This is a genomic window from Herbaspirillum sp. C9C3, assembly GCF_013359625.1.
In the GTDB taxonomy this organism is placed as follows: domain Bacteria; phylum Pseudomonadota; class Gammaproteobacteria; order Burkholderiales; family Burkholderiaceae_D; genus Herbaspirillum.
This window is the reverse complement of sequence record NZ_JABFMQ010000015.1, coordinates 1-17,744: the sequence shown is the minus strand read 5'-3', so window position 1 is coordinate 17,744 and position 17,744 is coordinate 1. Positions and strand designations below refer to the sequence as shown.

The following is a 17,744-nucleotide window of genomic DNA, read 5'->3' as shown; positions in this document are numbered from 1 at the left end:
ATTAACTTGAAGTCAGACCCCGTAATTTCTGTAAGCGCGCGTAACATTTTTCTTCTTGAAATCGCAGAAATAGGCAAAAAGTCGCCGGGAAGTGCCAAAAAGCCCTTGAAAAAGCAGGGAGATACCTTACTTGTGCCGCATCCCATCGTGGACGGCGCCCTGCATCGGACCGCCGCACGCACGTAACTCATTGATTTGTTGGAGGTAATTCAGGAATGCAAGACATGGAAAAACAGGAGTCCCCATCCGTCCAGCAAGACAACCCGGCTGTTGAGGCCGCTGCGGCCCCTGCTGCCGAGCAGGCCGCTCCCGCTGCCGCTGCCGAGCCCACGCTGGAAGACAAGCTGGCGGCAGCCGAAGCCCGCGCTGCCGAGATGCAGGACGCCTTCCTGCGTGCCCGTGCCGAAGGCGAGAACATCCGCCGTCGTGCCCAGGAAGACATCGCCAAGGCCCACAAGTTCGCCATCGAAGGCTTTGCCGAATCCCTGCTGGCGGTCAAGGACAGCCTGGAAATGGCCCTGAAGATCGAAAACGCCTCGCTGGAGTCGCTCAAGGAAGGCGTGGACATGACCCTCAAGCAACTGACTTCGGCCTTCGAGAAGAACAAGCTGCAGGAAGTGAGCCCCCAGGCCGGCGACAAGCTGGACCCGATGAAGCACCAGGCCGTCTCGGCCGTGCCGGCCGAGCAGGAAGCCAATACCGTGGTGGCCGTGCTGCAAAAAGGCTATATGATTTCCGACCGTCTGCTGCGTCCGGCGCTGGTGACGGTGGCCCAGGGAAAGTAAGCGGACCGGCGCCGCAAGAGGGCAAGCGCAAAAGGCATCATTTTTGCTTGTCCCGGTGGTTTCGGCGCTTGAAAGTCCGGCTTTCCTCCACATATTCAAACCATTCAAAACACCTGTAGCCCGACATCCAGGGCTGAAAGAACGAAGGAAAAATCATGGGAAAAATCATTGGTATTGACCTGGGCACCACCAACTCTTGCGTTTCCGTCATGGAAGGCAACCAGCCCAAGGTGATCGAGAACTCCGAAGGCGCGCGTACCACGCCTTCCATCATTGCGTATCAGGAAGACGGCGAAATCCTGGTCGGCGCTCCCGCCAAGCGCCAGGCCGTCACCAACCCCAAGAACACCATCTATGCCGCCAAGCGCCTGATCGGTCGCAAGTTCACCGAGAAGGAAGTGCAGAAGGACATCAACCTGATGCCCTACCAGATCGTGGCCGCCGACAACGGCGACGCCTGGATCGGCGTGCGTGACAAGAAGCTGGCCCCGCCGCAGATTTCCGCTGAAGTCCTGCGCAAGATGAAGAAGACCGCCGAAGACTACCTGGGCGAAGAAGTCACCGAAGCCGTCATCACGGTCCCGGCCTACTTCAACGACGCCCAGCGCCAGGCCACCAAGGATGCCGGCCGCATCGCCGGCCTGGACGTCAAGCGCATCATCAACGAGCCGACCGCAGCCGCGCTGGCTTTCGGCCTGGACAAGGCTGAAAAGGGTGACCGCAAGATCGCCGTGTATGACCTGGGCGGCGGTACCTTCGACGTGTCCATCATCGAAATCGCCGACGTCGATGGCGAAAAGCAGTTCGAAGTGCTCTCCACCAACGGTGACACCTTCCTGGGTGGCGAAGACTTCGACCAGCGTCTGATCGACTACATCATCGAGGAATTCAAGAAGATCAACGGCCTGGACCTGTCCAAGGACGCCATCGCCCTGCAGCGCATCAAGGCCTCGGCCGAACGCGCCAAGATCGAGCTGTCGTCCTCGCAACAGACCGAGATCAACGAGCCCTACATCGCCATGGCCAATGGCGCACCGGTCCACCTGAACCTGAAGATCACCCGCGCCAAGCTGGAGTCGCTGGTCGAGGAACTGATTTCCAAGACCATCGAGCCCTGCCGTACCGCCATCAAGGATGCCGGCGTGAAGGTCTCCGACATCGACGACGTGATCCTGGTCGGCGGCATGACCCGCATGCCCAAGGTCATCGAGAAGGTCAAGGAATTCTTCGGCAAGGATCCGCGCCGTGACGTGAACCCCGACGAAGCCGTGGCCGTGGGCGCCGCGATCCAGGGTTCGGTTCTCTCGGGCGACCGCAAGGACGTGCTGCTGCTGGACGTGACCCCGCTCTCGCTGGGTATCGAAACCATGGGCGGCGTCATGACCAAGATGATCAAGAAGAACACCACCATCCCGACCAAGTTCAGCCAGGTGTTCTCCACGGCCGACGACAATCAGCCGGCCGTGACCATCAAGGTCTACCAGGGCGAGCGCGAAATGGCCGTGGGCAACAAGGCTCTGGGCGAATTCAACCTGGAAGGCATCCCGCCGGCACCGCGCGGCACCCCGCAGATCGAAGTGACCTTCGACATCGACGCCAACGGCATCCTGCACGTGGGCGCCAAGGACAAGGCCACCGGCAAGGAAAACAAGATCACCATCAAGGCCAACTCGGGCTTGAATGAAGAAGAGATCGAAAAGATGGTGCGCGACGCCGAAGCTAACGCCGAGGAAGACAAGCGCCTGAAGGAATTGGCCGAGACCCGCAACCAGGGCGATGCGCTGGTGCACTCGACCAAGAAGGCACTGGGCGAATACGGCGACAAGCTCGAAGGTGGCGAGAAGGAAGTCATCGAGTCCGCCATCAAGGCACTGGAAGAAGCCTTGAAGGGTGACGACAAGGCCACCATCGATGCCAAGACCGAAGCCCTGTCGACTGCGGCCCAGAAGCTGGGCGAGAAGATGTACGCCGACCAGCAGGCTCAAGCCGCCGCTGCCGGTGGTGCTGCGGGCGCCGCAGGTGCACAGGCCGGCGCTGCCGGTGGTGCCGCACCCAAGGACGACAACGTGGTCGACGCCGACTTCAAGGAAGTGAAGTAATCCGGGACTGACGCCTCGTTTCCCCTGAGGTCAGCGCTCGCGCCCGGGTGCGGTTTACCGCAGCCCGGGCGGATTTTTGAGAAGCATCCACCCGGCCGGGTTGTTTTTTCGGCCAGGCCGGTACGCCGAGTCCGCAGTCAAAAGCTGAACTCGGCTTTTTCACATTGTTGGTTTCCGGTCGTGCGTGCGCGGCCGCAGATGCAGATGCAGGCCATCGCAGCAGCGACGGAACACAATAACAAGGTGGGTTATACAACATGGCAAAACGCGATTTTTACGAAGTGCTCGGACTGGCGAAGAACGCCAGCGACGACGAGATCAAGAAGGCTTATCGCAAGCTGGCGATGAAGTACCATCCTGACCGCAACCCGGACAGCAAGGGCGCGGAAGACAAGTTCAAGGAGGTCAAGGAAGCCTACGAGATGCTGTCGGACCCGCAGAAGCGCGAGGCCTATGACCGCTACGGCCATGCCGGCGTCGATCCCAATATGGGAGCAGGCGGCGGTGCCGGTGCGGGTGGCTTTGCCGATGCCTTCGGCGACATCTTCGGTGATATCTTTGGCGGCGGCGGCGGTGGCCGCGGTCGCAGTTCCGGCCCGCAGGTCTATCGCGGCGCGGACCTGCGCTACAACCTGGAAATCACCCTGGAGCAAGCCGCCCACGGTTTCGACACCACCATCCGCGTGCCCTCCTGGGACCAGTGCGATACCTGCCACGGCAGTGGCGCCAAGCCCGGCACTTCGCCGGTCACTTGTACCACCTGCGGCGGTCATGGCCAGGTGCGCATGCAGCAAGGTTTCTTCAGCATCCAGCAGACCTGCCCGAAGTGCCACGGCAGCGGCAAGATCATTCCGGAACCCTGCACCACCTGCGCTGGCGCCGGCCGCATCAAGCGCAACAAGACGCTGGAGGTCAAGATCCCTGAAGGTATCGACGATGGCATGCGCATCCGTTCCTCGGGCAATGGCGAGCCGGGTGTCAACGGCGGTCCTCCGGGCGACCTGTATGTGGAAATCCACATCAAGCCGCATGACGTGTTCCAGCGCGATGGCGACGACCTGCATTGCGAGATGCCGATTTCCTTCGCCAAGGCGGCACTGGGTGGCGAGATCGAAGCCCCGACCTTGAACGGCAAGGCCTCCTTCTCCATTCCCGAAGGCACCCAGAGCGGCAAGACCTTCCGCCTGCGCGGCAAGGGCATCAAGGGTGTGCGCTCCGGTTATGCGGGCGACCTGTTCTGCCACGTCGTGGTGGAAACCCCGGTCAAGCTGACCGAACGCCAGAAGGAACTGCTGCGCGAGTTCGAGCAGCTCACCACTGAAGGCGGCGCCAAGCACAGCCCGCAGACCAAGACCTGGAAGGACAAGGTCAAGGAATTCTTCGAGTAAGTTGTGACATCAGCATCAGCATCAGCAGCAAAGCAAAAGGCCAGCGTGATTTTTCGCTGGCCTTTTTCTTGTCCATCGCTCGAGCTCAGGTACTCAGAAACAATGCTCCTGCGCCGGGAAGGTGCCATCCTTGACCGCCGCCACATAGCGGCGCACCGCCTCCTCGATGCCACTGGCCCCTTCCATGAAGTTGCGTACGAAGCGGCTCTTGTGGCCCGGGAAAACGCCCAGCATGTCGTGCATCACCAGTACCTGGCCCGAGCAGTCGGGGCCGGCGCCAATGCCGATGGTAGGAATGCTGAGCCGGTCGGTCACTTCCTTGCCCAGCGTGGCCGGTACCGCTTCGATCACCACCAGAGAAGCGCCCGCCTGCTGCACCGCCAGCGCATCGGCATGCAGTTGGGTGGCGCCATCGCTGGTCTTGCCCTGCACCTTGAAGCCCCCCAGCTGGTGCACCGACTGCGGCGTCAGGCCGATGTGGGCGCACACCGGAATACCGCGCTCGGTGAGGAACTTGATGGTATCGGCCAGCCACACGCCGCCTTCGAGCTTGATCATCTGCGCGCCCGCCTGCATCAGCAGCGCGGCATTGCGGAAGGCCTCCTCGCGGGTCGGGTAGGTGCCGAAGGGCAGGTCGGCGATGATCAGCATGGTACGGCTGCCGCGCGCCACCGCCGCCGTGTGGTAGGCCACGTCCTGAATGGTCACCGGCAGGGTCGAATCGTGACCCTGGCAGACCATGCCCAGGGAGTCGCCGATCAACACCGTTTCCAGCCCGGCGCGCTCCATGAGCGTGGCGAAGCTGGCGTCATAACAGGTCAGCATGCTGATCTTGTCGCCCTTGGCGCGCATCGCCTGCAGGGTGTGGGTGGTCACCGGCTTGGCGCGCGTAGCGCCCGATTCCTGAAGATAGCCTGCCATGAAGAATTCAACCTCCGTGATTGAGAAAGGCGCGCTTGCCGTGCATTTCCTGGATGTGCCGCATCCTTGTGAAGCGGATCCAGATGCTCGGTGTTGATGGTCGGCACCGACGCCTCTTCGTAGTGATAGAAAAAATGACTGTAGCATTCCGACAGCGATTGCAGGCAATCCTGGGACAGGGTTTCCTCCATGCGGATCCCGCGCGCTCCACAGTGCGGCCAGACGGGCGGTCAGTGAGCGCTTGCCAGTTGCGACCGGGCAGTCGATGGCGATGCGGCGGCCGCTTTCCAGTGCCATGCCTTCCTTCGCCCGGCACGTCGGGTGCGGCATTGTAGTTGATTTCACTGCGGCCGGCGCTCATGCCCGCTTTGGCTTTTGTTGATTCAATGCAATATCCTGTCCATGCTCAGGTGGTGCAGACAACTCAAGCGGAATTCGGCCTTTATTCCACGCAAGGCCAGACCCGCTCAGCCAGCACAATAGGCTGTGGGTCGGTGCGCGCAGGCTGGAACCTGTCGCGAGGTGCATTGGTGCCGGGTTGTCCTCGGGGCGGAGGCGCTCAATCGCCTTTGTCTCCGTCCATGCCTGGCCTGGCAGGAGGGCCTGTCAAAAGAAGCGCCAGTTCCTGCCGTAAACACCGTCAGGGGCAGGGTACGTGCACCGTGGCCCTACGGTTTGCCCCGAGCTGACAACAACCAACAGGAAAACGTGGCTGTGAAATCGCTTCGCAATATCTTGCCGGTGCTGTGCCTGGTGAATCTGCTGCTGTTGATGATGCTGGCCCAGCACTGGTGGCTGGGGGCGCTGGTGGGCCTGCTGATCGGCGGTGCCTTCTACCTGACTTGCCTGCCCGCCCCGGCGGCGGTGCCGGTGGCGTCCCCGCAGCCGCCGCTGGCGCAGGCCGCCGCAGCACCGACCTTGTCGCCGGTGCCGTCCGCACCTGTGGATGGACAGGCCTCGCTGGCCGCACTGCTGCGCGAAGTACTGCCGGTGTGGCAGGGCAATGTGCAACTGGCGCGGGCACAGACGCAATCGGCCATCGACGGTTTGACCGCCCGCTTCGTCGGCATCCACGAGCGCCTTGGCGGCGCACTGGACCCCGCCAGACACGGCGCAAATGGCGAGATCCTGCAGACCGTGCATCATGCGGCTGAACAATTGGGCAGTATTGCCTCGGCGCTGGAAGGCATGCTGGCCTCGCGTCAGCTGCTGGTGACCAAGTTCGACAGCCTCATGGCGGCCAATGACGAGATTCGCCGCCTGGCCCAGCAAAATGAGCAACTGGCCGGGCAGACCGGCGTGACCGATCTGCTCAGCGACGAGCAGAGCTGGCAGGAACTGGCCGAGCGCTCGGCCGAGAACAGCCGCCAGATCGCCGCCCGCGCCAAGAGCGCGCGCCAGCAGATCATGGCGGCCATTGGCGCCAACGGGGACGCCGCCGCCAGTACCGACGGTGTCGCTGAGAATTCGCGCGCCGTGATTGACCAGATCATTGCCGACTTCCGCCATTCGGCCATGAAGCTCACCACCACCGTGGAGGCGCTGGAGGACGAAGGCCGCGAAGTGGATCGCGAAGTATGTGACATCCTGGTCCACCTGCAATTCCAGGACCGCATCAGCCAGATCCTGGATCACGTGCAGCAGGACATCCTGCGTCTGCGCAGCGCGGCCATCGAAGCGCAGGCGCTGCCCTCGCCGCAGCAGTGGCTGGCCGAGCTCGAAAAGACCTACACCACCCAGGAACAGCGCCAGATTCATGCCGGCCAGCAGGGCCATCCCGTGCCACCGTCGCAGGTGGATTTTTTCTGAGACAACGAGGAACCGAGATGGAAAAGAGCATATTGATCGTTGACGATTCCTTCAGCCTGCGGCAGACCATCACGGCCGCCCTCAAGAGCGCCGGCTACCAGGTCGAAGAAGCCGCCGACGGCCTTGAAGCGCTGAAGAAACTGGATGGCCGCAAGTTCAATCTGGTCATCTCCGACCTCAACATGCCCAACCTGGATGGCCTGTCCTTCGTACGCGAGATGAAGCAGATGCCGGCCTACAAATTCACCCCCGTCATCATGCTGACCACCGAAAGCAGCGAGGTGCGCAAGCAGGAAGGCAAGGCCGCCGGCATCCGGGCCTGGGTCCACAAGCCCTTCCTGCCGCCGGTGCTGCTCGATGCAGTGGCCAAGCTGGTGCAACCCTGAGCGATCCAGAGGACCGTTGAAGACCCAACCGAGACCCCGAAAATGCCGCTGACGTATTCCGTGCAAGAGGACCGGCTGCTGCTCACGCTGAGTGGTGGCCTGACCATTTTCCAGGCAGCCGAACGCAAGCCGGAATTGCTGCACGCGCTGACACTTGCGCAGACCCACGTGGTGCTGGATCTGTCCGGTGTGGACGAGCTCGATACCGCCGGCATCCAATTACTGCTGCTGTTGCGCCGCGAGCTGGCCAACATTGGTCGCCAGCTGGAGATCGGTGCCTACAGTCCGGCCGTGCTGGCCGCACTGGACCTGCTGCAACTGCATGAGCGCTTCAGTCCCGCCGTGGAGGCCGAATGAAGAAGGATTCCGCACGCGATGCCGTCGTCCAGGAAGCCCGCGAACTGCTGGTGGCCATGGAAGCCGCCTTGCTGCAGATCGAAATGGAAGGTCCGAGCCGCGACAGCATCAATGCCATCTTCCGGGCCGCCCATACCATCAAGGGCTCGGCCGGCCTGTTTGCTTTCGACAGCATTGTGCAGTTCACCCACCAGGTGGAGCATGTGCTGGACCTGGTGCGCGAAGAGCGCCTGCCGCTGAACGCGTACATGATGTCCTTGCTGCTGCAGTGTGGCGATTACATCGGTGAACTGGTCGATGCCATCGAACGCAATCAGGAGGCCGAGGAGCCCAACGCCGAACGTCGTGCCACGCTGCTGGCCGAACTGGACGAGGTGGCGCAATCGGCCATTGCATCGCGGGAGCTGGTCTCTGGTCAGCCGACCTTGGTCGGGCAGCGCCTTGCCGGCAGTCCTGCTGCCGACCTGCTCGCCACCGACGAGGCAAGCATGGATGCCGCCTTGCAGGCGGCGGCCGATTATCCTTACTGGCACCTGTCGCTGCAGTTCAACGAGAACGTCTTGCGCGATGGGCTCGATCCGCTGTCTTTCCTGCACTACCTGCGTTCGCTGGGGCGCATCGTCGCCATCCTGCCGGTGGAGGCGGGCATGCCTGCGGCCGCCGCCATGGATGCCGAGAGCTGTTATCTCGGCGTGGAAATCTGCCTGGTCTCCGATTCCACCCGGCAAACGCTGGAGGATGTGTTTGAATTCGTGCGCGATGACAGCCGTATCGACATCCTGCCTCCGCACAGTCCCCTGTGCGCGTATGCCGCGGTACTGCAACGCCTGGCCCGCGAGGACGCGGCCCGCCTGGCCGGCCAGTGGCGCAGTCTGTCATTGTTCAATGAAGTCCAATGGCGTTGCCTGGGAGCCGTCACCCTGGAGGAAGCGGTCGCCGCCGTGGTGCCGGCGGCCACCGACGCGGGCGCGCGGCCTCGCCCACTGGAGGAGCGGCGCGCGCAGGAACAGAAGTTCATCAAGATCGAGGTCTCCAAGCTGGACCAGTTGATCGACCTGGTGGGCGAGCTGGTCATCGCCGGTGCCAGCGCACGCCTGATCGCACGGCGTCGCAAGGACAGCCAGTTCGAGGAGGCCACCCAGGCCATCGACAGCCTGATGGAACAGATCCGCGATGCCGCGCTGACGTTGCGCATGGTGCAGATCAATGAAGTATTCCAGCGCTTCCCGCGCATCGTGCGCGACATCGCCCGCGATCTCGACAAGGACATCGAGCTGACCATGACCGGCTCCGAGACCGAGCTGGACAAATCCATGGTGGAGCGCCTGGCCGATCCGCTGATGCACATCGTGCGCAATGCCATCGATCACGGCATCGAGCCGGCCGCCGAGCGTATTGCTGCCGGCAAGCCGGCCAAGGCATCCCTGCGGCTCAATGCCATGCACGAATCGGGCAGCGTGCTGGTGGAGGTGATGGACGATGGTCGAGGCATGGATCGCGCGCGTATCCTGGAAAAAGCCATCGCCCAGGGACTGGCCGCGCCCGATGCCGAGCTCAGTGATGGCGAGATCTTCCGCTTCGTCTTCGAGCCCGGATTTTCCACCGCGCAGCAGGTCACTGAGCTCTCGGGACGGGGCGTGGGCATGGACGTGGTCAAGCGTAACATCGATGCCCTGCAGGGTGAGGTGGGCATCGATACCGAACCAGGCCGTGGCACCGTGGTGCGCATCCGCCTGCCGCTGACGCTGGCCATCATCTCGGGCTTCCAGGTGGTGGTGGGCAATGCGGTCTTCGTCATCCCGCTGGATATGGTGGTGGAGTGCATCGACATGCCACCCCGGCAGAGCGGCAGCCACATCGTCTCTGTACGCGGTGAGCCCTTGCCGTTCGTCCCGCTGCGCGAACTGTTTGACCTGCCTGCGCGTGACCAGGGCAGGGGACGCAAGAGCCTGGTGATCGTACAGTACGGACAATTGCGCGCCGGCCTGCTGGTCGACGGATTGCTGGGCGAGTGCCAGGCGGTGATCAAGCCGCTGGGCCGCTTGTTCGGCAAGGTCAAGGGGCTGTCCGGATCGACCATCCTGGGCGATGGCCGGGTCGCATTGATCCTGGATATCGCGCACCTGGTGCAGCATACCCAGCAACAGGAACAAGGCAATACGGCGGCCTACGCCGAAAGCAGCGTGGCGTCGGCGCCATGACGGGCGCCGATCGGACGCCCGCACCACGAGGGGAAGCGAGCATGCAAGAATCGATGACCAACAGGATGAGCATCAAGCAGATCTTCATCTGGCTGTGTTTAGTCCTGTCCATCCTGGTGGCGGTGGTGATCAGTCTCACCAGTACCTTGCGCCAGGCCAATGCGGCGCTCGAACATGCGCACCAATCGCGCTATGAATCGGCAGCGCTGGCCAATGAACTGCGACGTACCACCGAGGACATGACCAAGTTCGCGCGCGCCTACGTGACCACGGGCGATCCCAATGACGAGGACCGGTACTACATGATCCTCGACATCCGCAACGGCAAGCGTGCGCGGCCCTCCAACTATGATCGCTTCAACTGGGATCTGGTCAGTGCCCGCAAACTGCCGGTGGAGGCGGGTGCCCAGGCGGTGCCGCTGAGTGAACTGATGAAGCGTGCCGGCTTTACCGAAGACGAACTGGCCAAGATGCAGGAGGCCCTGAAACTGGCCGATCAGCTCTCGCGTATCGAGATTACCGCCTTCCATGCGGTCAAGGGCGAGTTCGATGATGGTCAGGGCAAGTTCACCGTGGTCGGCGCACCCAACCAGGCCATGGCGCAGGAGTTGGTGTTCGACCAGACCTACCGTGCGCTGTTCGGTCGCGTGATGACACCGATCAATGACTTCCTGCGCCAGGTCGACGAACGCACCCAGGCCCGCGTGCTCAAGGCCGGTCGCGACTACGTCGAACTGGAACAGAAGATATTCTGGCTGCTGAGCGCCTCCGTGGTGGTGCTGTTTGCCTGTCTCGGGTTTGCCTATCGCACCATCCGCTCGCAGATCGGTGGCGAGCCGCGCGATGCCATGAGCGTGTTGCGCCGCGTGGCCGAAGGTGATCTGACGGTGAGTGTGCCGCTGCGCAAGAACGACCGGGTCAGCGTGCTCTACAGCACCCAACAGATGGTCAACAAATGGACCGACGTCATCGGCGATGTCAGCGGCACCGCCAGTGCTTTGGCCTCGGCCTCGGAAGAGATTTCCTCGTCCTCCCAGGCGCTCTCGCACAACGCTTCGCAGCAGGCCGCCAACGTCGAGGAAACCAGCGCCTCGGTGGAAGAGATCACCGCCACCATCGCCCAGAATGCCGACAATGCCAGGACCACCGATGGTATTGCCAGCCTCTCGGCAAGCGCCGCCACCGAGGGGGGGCAGGCGGTGCGCGAGACCGTGGCGGCGATGAAGCAGATTGCCAGCAAGATCGGCATCATCGATGACATCGCCTACCAGACCAACCTGCTGGCACTGAACGCGGCCATCGAAGCCGCGCGCGCCGGTGAACACGGCAAGGGCTTTGCCGTGGTGGCGGCCGAAGTGCGCAAGCTGGCCGAACGCTCGCAGAGTGCCGCACAGGAAATCATTGCAGTGGCCGAGAACAGCGTGGGCCTGGCCGAAAAGGCGGGCGGCCTGCTCAATCAGATGGTGCCATCGATCCGCAAGACCGCTGACCTGGTGCAGGAAATCGCTGCGGCGTCGGCGGAACAATCGACCGGGCTGGAACAGATCAACAATGCCGTGCACCAGATGGCACAGACTACGCAGATGACCGCATCGGCCTCGGAGGAATTGTCGGCAACCTCGGAAGAGATGAGTGCCCAGGCCATCCATCTGCAGGATCTGATGCGTTTCTTCCGTGTGGACGAGTTGCAGAAGCCGGCGGTACGTGCCAGTGGCGCACCACAGTCGGGGGCGGATGGCAGTCGCCGCAAGCCTGCCCGGCATGCCGCCCAGGACAAGCGCGAGAGCGCACGGCGTCTGTCCATGCTGGATGTGGATGAGGATGCGCCGGGCGTGGATGAATCTTCGTTCAAGCGTTTCTGAGAGGACAGATCATGGCGTTGATCCAGTCCCGTTTCACCGCGCCGCCTGCGGGCCGCGTACGCATCAATTGGCCGTGGGATGAGCGCGGCAGCAAGGAGAGCAGGCCATGCCCAGCGTATCGTTGAATGGCGAATCCGCCCGCAAGCGGCAGCAGGAAGAAGTCATCGAAAGCCGCCAGTTCCTGACCTTCCTGGTCGGAACCGAGAGCTTCGCCATGCCCATTGCCAGCATTCGCGAGATCATCGAATTCGGCGGTCTGACCGAAGTGCCGCTGATGCCCGAGTTCCTGCGCGGCGTCATCAACCTGCGCGGTTCGGTGGTGCCGGTCATCGATCTGTCGGTGCGCTTTGGTCGCGCGCCCACGGTGGTGGCCAAGCGTACCTGCGTCATCATCATGGAACTGATCCAGGACGAGCAGATGCTGTTGCTGGGCGTGATGGTCGATGCTGTCAGCGCCGTGCTGAGCATCGGCGTTGACAGCATCGAACCGCGTCCGTCCTTTGGAGCGGGCATCCGCGCCGATTTCATCGAAGGGATGATCAACGTCAATGAGCGTTTCATCGTCGTGCTGGACGTGCAGCGCGTATTGTCGGTGGATGAACTGGCCAGCCTCCTGGGAATGAGCGCCGAGGATGCCCTGGGTGGCGGGCCGGTGCTGCCGGCGCAAACGCAACAGGAGTAGGTCCATGGCCAGCACCGGCAACCTGGCAGGCAGGCGCGACGCCGTACACGATCGGGGTGCGGGCCAGACCGTTTCTGTCGCCAGCGCTGCCGATGCCGAGGTCAGCGATGAGGACATGCTGCTGTTCCAGCAATTGTTCAAGCAGCACATCGGCCTGCATTTGCCCTTGTCCAAGAAGGCGCTGCTGCAAAGCCGCCTCAGTCATCGTCTGCATGAACTCGGCCTGTGCGGACTGGCGCAGTATCATCGTCTCATCAGCGCGGCGGACGGCGCCGAGGAACGCCAGCGCGCCATTGATCTCATCACCACCAATGAAACCTATTTCTTCCGTGAACCGAGTCATTTCGATTTCCTGACCCAGGAGCTGTTGCCGCAGTGGCGTGACCACAAGAGCCTGCGCGTCTGGAGCGCTGCCAGCGCTACCGGTGAAGAAGCCTATTCTCTGGCCATGTTGCTGGACCATCACCGGCCCCCCGGCAGCTGGTCGGTATTTGCTTCCGATATCAGCACCCGCGTCTTGCGCTTTGCCCGCCGCGCCCTTTATCCGATGGCGCGGGGCGAGAATATTCCACGTCTGTATCTGCGCCGCTATTGCCTGCTCGGCACTGGCGAGTACGAGGGGCATTTCCTGGTGCAGGCCGGCCTGCGTGCCAAGGTCGAATTTGCCCGGCGCAATCTGACCGCGCTGCATGAACACGAGGATGGACTATACGACCTGATTTTCCTGCGCAACGTCATCATCTATTTCGATTGCGATACCAAGCTGCAGGTCTTGCGCGACGTGATCGCCCGCCTGCGCCCTGGCGGCTACCTGGTGGTGGGCCATTCCGAATCGCTGCACGGCATGGAACTGGACCTGCTGATGCACTCCCCCTCGATTTATCGGAGGCCGCAATGAGTGGGCCGTCTGCATCGGGGGCAGACTCCATCATCCGCGTGATGGTCATCGATGATTCTTCGGTGGTGCGCCAGTTGGTGCAGCAGCTGCTGGCGCAGACTGACGATATCCGCGTCATCGGTACCGCACCCGATCCGGTCTTTGCCCTGCGCAAGATGCAGCAGGAGTGGCCCGACGTGATCCTGCTCGATATTGAGATGCCGCGCATGGATGGCATCACCTTTCTGCGTCAAATCATGGCCACGCGGCCCACGCCGGTCATCATGTGCAGTGCGCGTGCCGCTGGTGCGGGCGATATCGCTGCCGAGGCGCTGGCCGCCGGCGCAGTCTCGGTGATTGCCCGTCCGCAACTGGGTGTGCGCGATTTCCTTCGTGAAGCGGTGGTCGAACTGGCCAGTGCCATCCGGGCCGCAGCGCTGGCCGGCCCCGGCACCAGGGGAGCGGCGGGCGCATTGCCCGGCAGTACCGGTGCCATGGCCTCCGCGCTCCGGCTGCGCCCGGTCAAAGCAACATCACGAGAAATACTGCATGATGAGGGCTGGTCTGCGGTCCTGCAGCGTCATACGGCCGATGCGGTACTGGCCGCGCCGGGAAGGGAGGATGGTTATCGTCCACCGACTGCGCGCATCGTTGCCATCGGTGCCTCCACCGGAGGGCCGCAGGCGCTGGAGCGGGTACTGGGCCGCCTGGACCACCGTTGTCCGGGCGTGGTGGTAGTGCAGCACATGCCGCAGCGTTTCACGCGCAGTTTCGCCGACCGCCTGCACCGCATTTCCGGTGCCGAGGTCAAGGAAGCCGAGCATCACGATCTGGTTCTGCCGGGGCGGGTGCTGATCGCTCCCGGCGGTCGACATCTGGTCGTGCGGCGCGATGGTCTGCAGTACTATGTGGAAACATTGGATGGTCCGCTGGTGAGCCGGCACAAGCCTTCGGTGGATGTGCTGTTCCGCTCGCTGGCCAAGGCGGCGGGCAGCAATGCAGTGGGCATTATCATGACCGGCATGGGGGACGATGGAGCAAGAGGGATGCGGGAGATGGCCGATTGCGGCGCCGCCACCTATGCTCAGGACGAGGCCAGCAGCGTGGTCTTCGGCATGCCGAAAGAAGCGATACACATGGGCGGCGTCCGTGACGTCCTCCCGCTCGATCATATCTCCGCAGTGATAGAACAATATGCCTCCAGAGAATCTCAATGAGCTGATCGAATCCGCACTGGTCGTCGACGACAGTGCCCTGCAGCGCCAGCACAGCGTGTCGCTGCTGCAGGCGCTGGGCGTCGATCTGATCTACGAGGCCGGCAACGGCAACGAGGCGCTGGACCTGCTGGCGCTGTTGAAACTGCCGCCGGGCCTGGTCGTGATCGACCTGGAGATGCCGGGCATGGATGGCATTGAACTGATCCAGCACTTGCAGCAAAAGGGTATCGACATTCCTCTGATCGTCGCCTCCAGTCGAGAGACCTCGCTGCTGTTGTCGGTGGAGACCATGATCCACGCGCTGGGCATGAACCTGATCGGCGTATTGCAGAAGCCGCTCAATCAAGGCCAGCTGCACGCAGCGCTGCGATCTTTCCGGCCCCACGGTGGCGACGCTCTTGCCGATGCCGATCCCCAGCCTTCCATGTGTGAGAGCGATCTGGGCGTGGCCATCGGCGGTGGTCAGGTGCTGCCGTATTTCCAGCCCAAGGTAGATGTGCAGACAGGCATCCTCAAAGGCGTGGAAGCGCTGGCGCGCTGGGTGCATCCGGAACGCGGCATGGTGCCGCCGGACCGATTCATTCCGCTGGCAGAGCAATGCGGCCTGATTCACGATCTCACCATCAGCATGATGGACCAGGCCATGGCCCAGGCTGCCGTCTGGCACAGCCGCGGCCTGGCGATCAAGGTGGCGGTGAATCTCTCGCCGCTGTCGCTGGAACAGCCGGATTTCCTGCATCGTATTCTGGAGCTGGTGGACAAGCACGCGCTGCCGGCCGAAAACGTGGTGCTGGAAATCACCGAGAGTTCGGTGGTGGCGCACAAGGGTAATTCACTGGGCATGCTGGCGCGCTTGCGCCTGAAGGGATTTGGTCTGTCGATTGACGATTACGGCACCGGCTTCTCATCGATGCAGCAGTTGGCGCGTATCCCCTTCACGGAACTGAAGATTGACCGCTCCTTCGTGCATGGTGCACATGACCGCAAGAACCTGCGCGTGATTCTGCAATCCGCGCTGGACATGGCGCAACGGCTGGAGCTGGTGACGGTGGCCGAAGGCGTGGAGACCATGGAAGACTGGCGCCTGCTGCAGGACTTCGGTTGCAGCCTGGGGCAGGGCTATCTGATTGGCAAGCCCATGCCGGCCAATGAATTGCCGTTATGGTTGAAGGGGCATCATCGCCGGCTCGGCGAATTGCGGCCGCTGGGAAAGGGGAGTGTTAGCGGTGGTGTGACTTGAGATTCGTTGTTGGACTGTTGAATTGAGCGTGGAAATAATCTGTTTTCGGTACGTCGCCGGTTCTTTATGCTGCTTCCGTTTGAGGCAGACTCTGCATCATTGCCGTACTAATTTTGGGGTGCAGGTCAACATCTCATCTGAAAAGTGTGCGCTCAGGATTAGGCTATGATGAATCGACTGAAAATGTATCTCCGAGATTCTAAGCTTAGTTCCCATCAATCCATACATCGTTTATCCAATCTGCAAGCGTCGGCCAGCTCTCCGAACTCACTCCATTTCCACTCCAAAATCTGATCTTACCCGTTTGATCCAGGCAGTAATAATCACCGTTATCCTCACATATGGGGAGCCAATTTGAAGGAACTCCCAACTGCCTTGCAACTTTTACCGCTCGCAGCAAGTCTCCCCTGCTATTGATATCAGGAGAAAGAACTAACGGCTCAATGTTCCCAAAAAAAATGGTGCTCGCGTTCTTTAAAAAATAACGATATTCGTCGCCAAAGGTAATTCCAATTTTCGACTCATAGTTATCAATCAATTCATCATCAGGCTCCAGCAATCTAATCCGTTCACCCGCTGATGCATTTATCAAAGCGTCTACTGCCTCAACCAATTTATTATCCATTTCATCTCACTTAAAATCGTTCGCCCGGCTCTTCCAATAATTACGCCGCCACGTATTGAATACACTGCGATTAATGCCAGATGGGATTTCCGAGCCGGCATTTATGTGTATAGCAGAGTAGTTTTCCTGATGGAACGTCTGCATAACTTCTGCAATGGGACCATCCTGATTTTGCAACATATGATGTAGATTGACGGGGTTCCCATCCTTCCCAATCGGGGCTCTGCCAGCCTGCATTAGTTCTAGATTGGTTTTTCCGGTTTGGCTATCCACCCGATTAGGGTCGATAAGGTCGTCGCGTCGATATACAAAATTTCCAGCGACTTCTACTGGCTCAGCACTCCAGTATTGCCTTTCTTGCCCGAAATATCTCTTTGCTACTTCCTGCCTGGAATATACATTCGGCAAATCCTGATCCGCAGTAAATCGATCACGATCAGGCGTTACCGCCGGTAGCTTTTCCTTTGGCAAGACAAGCTTCCTTGCCTCACCCACCAGGGCTGGAGTAGTAGCCGCGACAGCAGACAACGCTGCCATCCGGACAAGACGATAGTTTATCGCCTGCTTTACCAGTCCATCACAGGCAGCCGCGCTCAGTCCACCACAGTTATTCGTCCTGAAGGTCGCAACCTCCTTCGCCTGATCAACATCCGTTCCCATCAGGGACGCGTTGCCCATCACGGAACCATAACTGATCACATTCGCTTGACGCCCGATCAGCGTATCTTCAAGTTTTGTATAGCCGAATGGCAATACCTTTACTTCGTTGACACTCGCCGCTTCAGCCAGATTTTTTTGGACGCACGCTACATCCCCTGAAATGATGCAGCTTTGCACTGCGGCGATATTCTGGTCAGAGATCTCCTTGTATTTTTTAAAGATTGAGGTGACGTCTCCGTCGCTACAACGACCGTTCTTCTTGCTGCAAGCCTCAATTTCCTTCTTGAGCGCGGCAGCATCAGCATGCTTGAGGAAATTATTGACGACCTCGTTATAAGCCGCAGCCCCTCCCGGCGTCCCACCTACAGCCGCGCCCACCAAGGTACTCGACAGCGCCGTCAACGCTTTCGCCAGATCAGCATCAACACCAGCCTGATTCAAGGCCGAAGCCACCTCAGGTGCGGCTAAAGTACCCGCTCCCGCACCAGTTGCACCGGCGAGACCACCGGTCAGCCCACCCACAACAGTGTGCGCGAGAGTCCGCATGCTCCCATCTGGCCCCCACTTGGTTTCCAGCGCGCTGGCCTGATCATTGAGCTGTGTTGCCACGGCAGGATCAGTTGCGGCATTGGCCT

General features: G+C 61.3%; 15 protein-coding genes. 12 read left to right on the top strand and 3 right to left on the bottom strand.

The features are described from left to right. Positions 1-215 precede the first annotated feature (215 nt). The 3 genes from grpE (at position 216) to dnaJ (ending at position 4,272) form a co-directional block, all read left to right on the top strand. Positions 216-785, top strand: coding sequence for a nucleotide exchange factor GrpE (gene grpE, locus HNO82_RS14660; protein ID WP_175344234.1), 570 nt, complete (start codon positions 216-218; stop codon positions 783-785). Positions 786-940: 155 nt separating this feature from the next. Next, positions 941-2,884 carry a molecular chaperone DnaK gene (dnaK, locus tag HNO82_RS14655; RefSeq protein WP_175344233.1) on the top strand — a complete coding sequence of 648 codons (1,944 nt, stop codon included), beginning with the start codon at positions 941-943 and terminating at the stop codon, positions 2,882-2,884. Positions 2,885-3,141: 257 nt separating this feature from the next. Then, positions 3,142-4,272 (top strand): molecular chaperone DnaJ, encoded by a 1,131-nt coding sequence (dnaJ, locus tag HNO82_RS14650; protein WP_008325488.1) that lies wholly within the window; start codon positions 3,142-3,144, stop codon positions 4,270-4,272. 93 nt (positions 4,273-4,365) lie between these two features. Here dnaJ and panB read toward each other — a convergent pair whose 3' ends face one another. After that, positions 4,366-5,193, bottom strand: a complete 828-nt coding sequence (panB, locus tag HNO82_RS14645) for a 3-methyl-2-oxobutanoate hydroxymethyltransferase (protein ID WP_175344232.1) — start codon at positions 5,191-5,193, stop codon at positions 4,366-4,368. A 714-nt stretch (positions 5,194-5,907) separates the two neighbouring features. Here panB and HNO82_RS14640 point away from each other — a divergent pair. The 9 genes from HNO82_RS14640 (at position 5,908) to HNO82_RS14600 (ending at position 15,824) form a co-directional block, all read left to right on the top strand. Next, a complete protein-coding gene (locus HNO82_RS14640; RefSeq protein WP_175344231.1) occupies positions 5,908-7,002 on the top strand; it encodes a chemotaxis protein in 1,095 nt (364 codons plus the stop codon). Between the two features lie 17 nt (positions 7,003-7,019). Next, a complete protein-coding gene (locus tag HNO82_RS14635) occupies positions 7,020-7,388 on the top strand; it encodes a response regulator (protein ID WP_008325491.1) in 369 nt (122 codons plus the stop codon). Between the two features lie 42 nt (positions 7,389-7,430). Then, positions 7,431-7,745 (top strand): STAS domain-containing protein, encoded by a 315-nt coding sequence (locus tag HNO82_RS14630; protein WP_175344230.1) that lies wholly within the window; start codon positions 7,431-7,433, stop codon positions 7,743-7,745. Further along, complete coding sequence (locus HNO82_RS14625) at positions 7,742-9,946, top strand: chemotaxis protein CheA (RefSeq protein WP_175344229.1); 2,205 nt, start codon at positions 7,742-7,744, stop codon at positions 9,944-9,946. Before HNO82_RS14630 ends, HNO82_RS14625 begins: the two co-directional genes overlap by 4 nt. Positions 9,947-9,987: 41 nt before the next feature. Then, positions 9,988-11,808: a methyl-accepting chemotaxis protein gene (locus HNO82_RS14620; protein ID WP_175344228.1), complete on the top strand. Its 1,821-nt coding sequence runs from the start codon at positions 9,988-9,990 to the stop codon at positions 11,806-11,808. 106 nt (positions 11,809-11,914) lie between these two features. Beyond that, on the top strand, positions 11,915-12,490 hold the full coding sequence (locus HNO82_RS14615) for a chemotaxis protein CheW (RefSeq protein ID WP_008325495.1): 576 nt from the start codon (positions 11,915-11,917) through the stop codon (positions 12,488-12,490). Between the two features lie 4 nt (positions 12,491-12,494). Further along, complete coding sequence (locus HNO82_RS14610; protein WP_175344227.1) at positions 12,495-13,388, top strand: CheR family methyltransferase; 894 nt, start codon at positions 12,495-12,497, stop codon at positions 13,386-13,388. Further along, positions 13,385-14,584, top strand: a complete 1,200-nt coding sequence (locus HNO82_RS14605; RefSeq protein ID WP_175344226.1) for a protein-glutamate methylesterase/protein-glutamine glutaminase — start codon at positions 13,385-13,387, stop codon at positions 14,582-14,584. The genes HNO82_RS14610 and HNO82_RS14605 overlap by 4 nt, the downstream gene beginning before the upstream one ends. After that, positions 14,562-15,824 (top strand): EAL domain-containing response regulator, encoded by a 1,263-nt coding sequence (locus HNO82_RS14600; RefSeq protein ID WP_008325503.1) that lies wholly within the window; start codon positions 14,562-14,564, stop codon positions 15,822-15,824. Before HNO82_RS14605 ends, HNO82_RS14600 begins: the two co-directional genes overlap by 23 nt. Positions 15,825-16,029: 205 nt before the next feature. On the opposite strand, the gene HNO82_RS14595 is transcribed toward HNO82_RS14600, so the two are convergent. Both HNO82_RS14595 and HNO82_RS14590 read right to left on the bottom strand, forming a co-directional pair. Then, a complete protein-coding gene (locus HNO82_RS14595) occupies positions 16,030-16,449 on the bottom strand; it encodes an SMI1/KNR4 family protein (protein ID WP_081486008.1) in 420 nt (139 codons plus the stop codon). A gap of 6 nt (positions 16,450-16,455) precedes the next feature. Continuing rightward, positions 16,456-17,744 (bottom strand): HNH/ENDO VII family nuclease (locus tag HNO82_RS14590; protein WP_217509930.1); only part of this gene is annotated, 1,289 nt, incomplete at its 5' end.

Bases quoted from the DNA above. Each gene is read 5' to 3' on its own strand.
- grpE (WP_175344234.1), top strand. From the start codon at position 216: ATGCAAGACATGGAAAAACAGGAGTCCCCATCCGTCCAGCAAGACAAC.
- dnaK (WP_175344233.1), top strand. From the start codon at position 941: ATGGGAAAAATCATTGGTATTGACCTGGGCACCACCAACTCTTGCGTT.
- dnaJ (WP_008325488.1), top strand. From the start codon at position 3,142: ATGGCAAAACGCGATTTTTACGAAGTGCTCGGACTGGCGAAGAACGCC.
- panB (WP_175344232.1), bottom strand. From the start codon at position 5,193: ATGGCAGGCTATCTTCAGGAATCGGGCGCTACGCGCGCCAAGCCGGTG.
- HNO82_RS14635 (WP_008325491.1), top strand. From the start codon at position 7,020: ATGGAAAAGAGCATATTGATCGTTGACGATTCCTTCAGCCTGCGGCAG.
- HNO82_RS14630 (WP_175344230.1), top strand. From the start codon at position 7,431: ATGCCGCTGACGTATTCCGTGCAAGAGGACCGGCTGCTGCTCACGCTG.
- HNO82_RS14625 (WP_175344229.1), top strand. From the start codon at position 7,742: ATGAAGAAGGATTCCGCACGCGATGCCGTCGTCCAGGAAGCCCGCGAA.
- HNO82_RS14620 (WP_175344228.1), top strand. From the start codon at position 9,988: ATGCAAGAATCGATGACCAACAGGATGAGCATCAAGCAGATCTTCATC.
- HNO82_RS14615 (WP_008325495.1), top strand. From the start codon at position 11,915: ATGCCCAGCGTATCGTTGAATGGCGAATCCGCCCGCAAGCGGCAGCAG.
- HNO82_RS14610 (WP_175344227.1), top strand. From the start codon at position 12,495: ATGGCCAGCACCGGCAACCTGGCAGGCAGGCGCGACGCCGTACACGAT.
- HNO82_RS14605 (WP_175344226.1), top strand. From the start codon at position 13,385: ATGAGTGGGCCGTCTGCATCGGGGGCAGACTCCATCATCCGCGTGATG.
- HNO82_RS14600 (WP_008325503.1), top strand. From the start codon at position 14,562: ATGCCTCCAGAGAATCTCAATGAGCTGATCGAATCCGCACTGGTCGTC.
- HNO82_RS14595 (WP_081486008.1), bottom strand. From the start codon at position 16,449: ATGGATAATAAATTGGTTGAGGCAGTAGACGCTTTGATAAATGCATCA.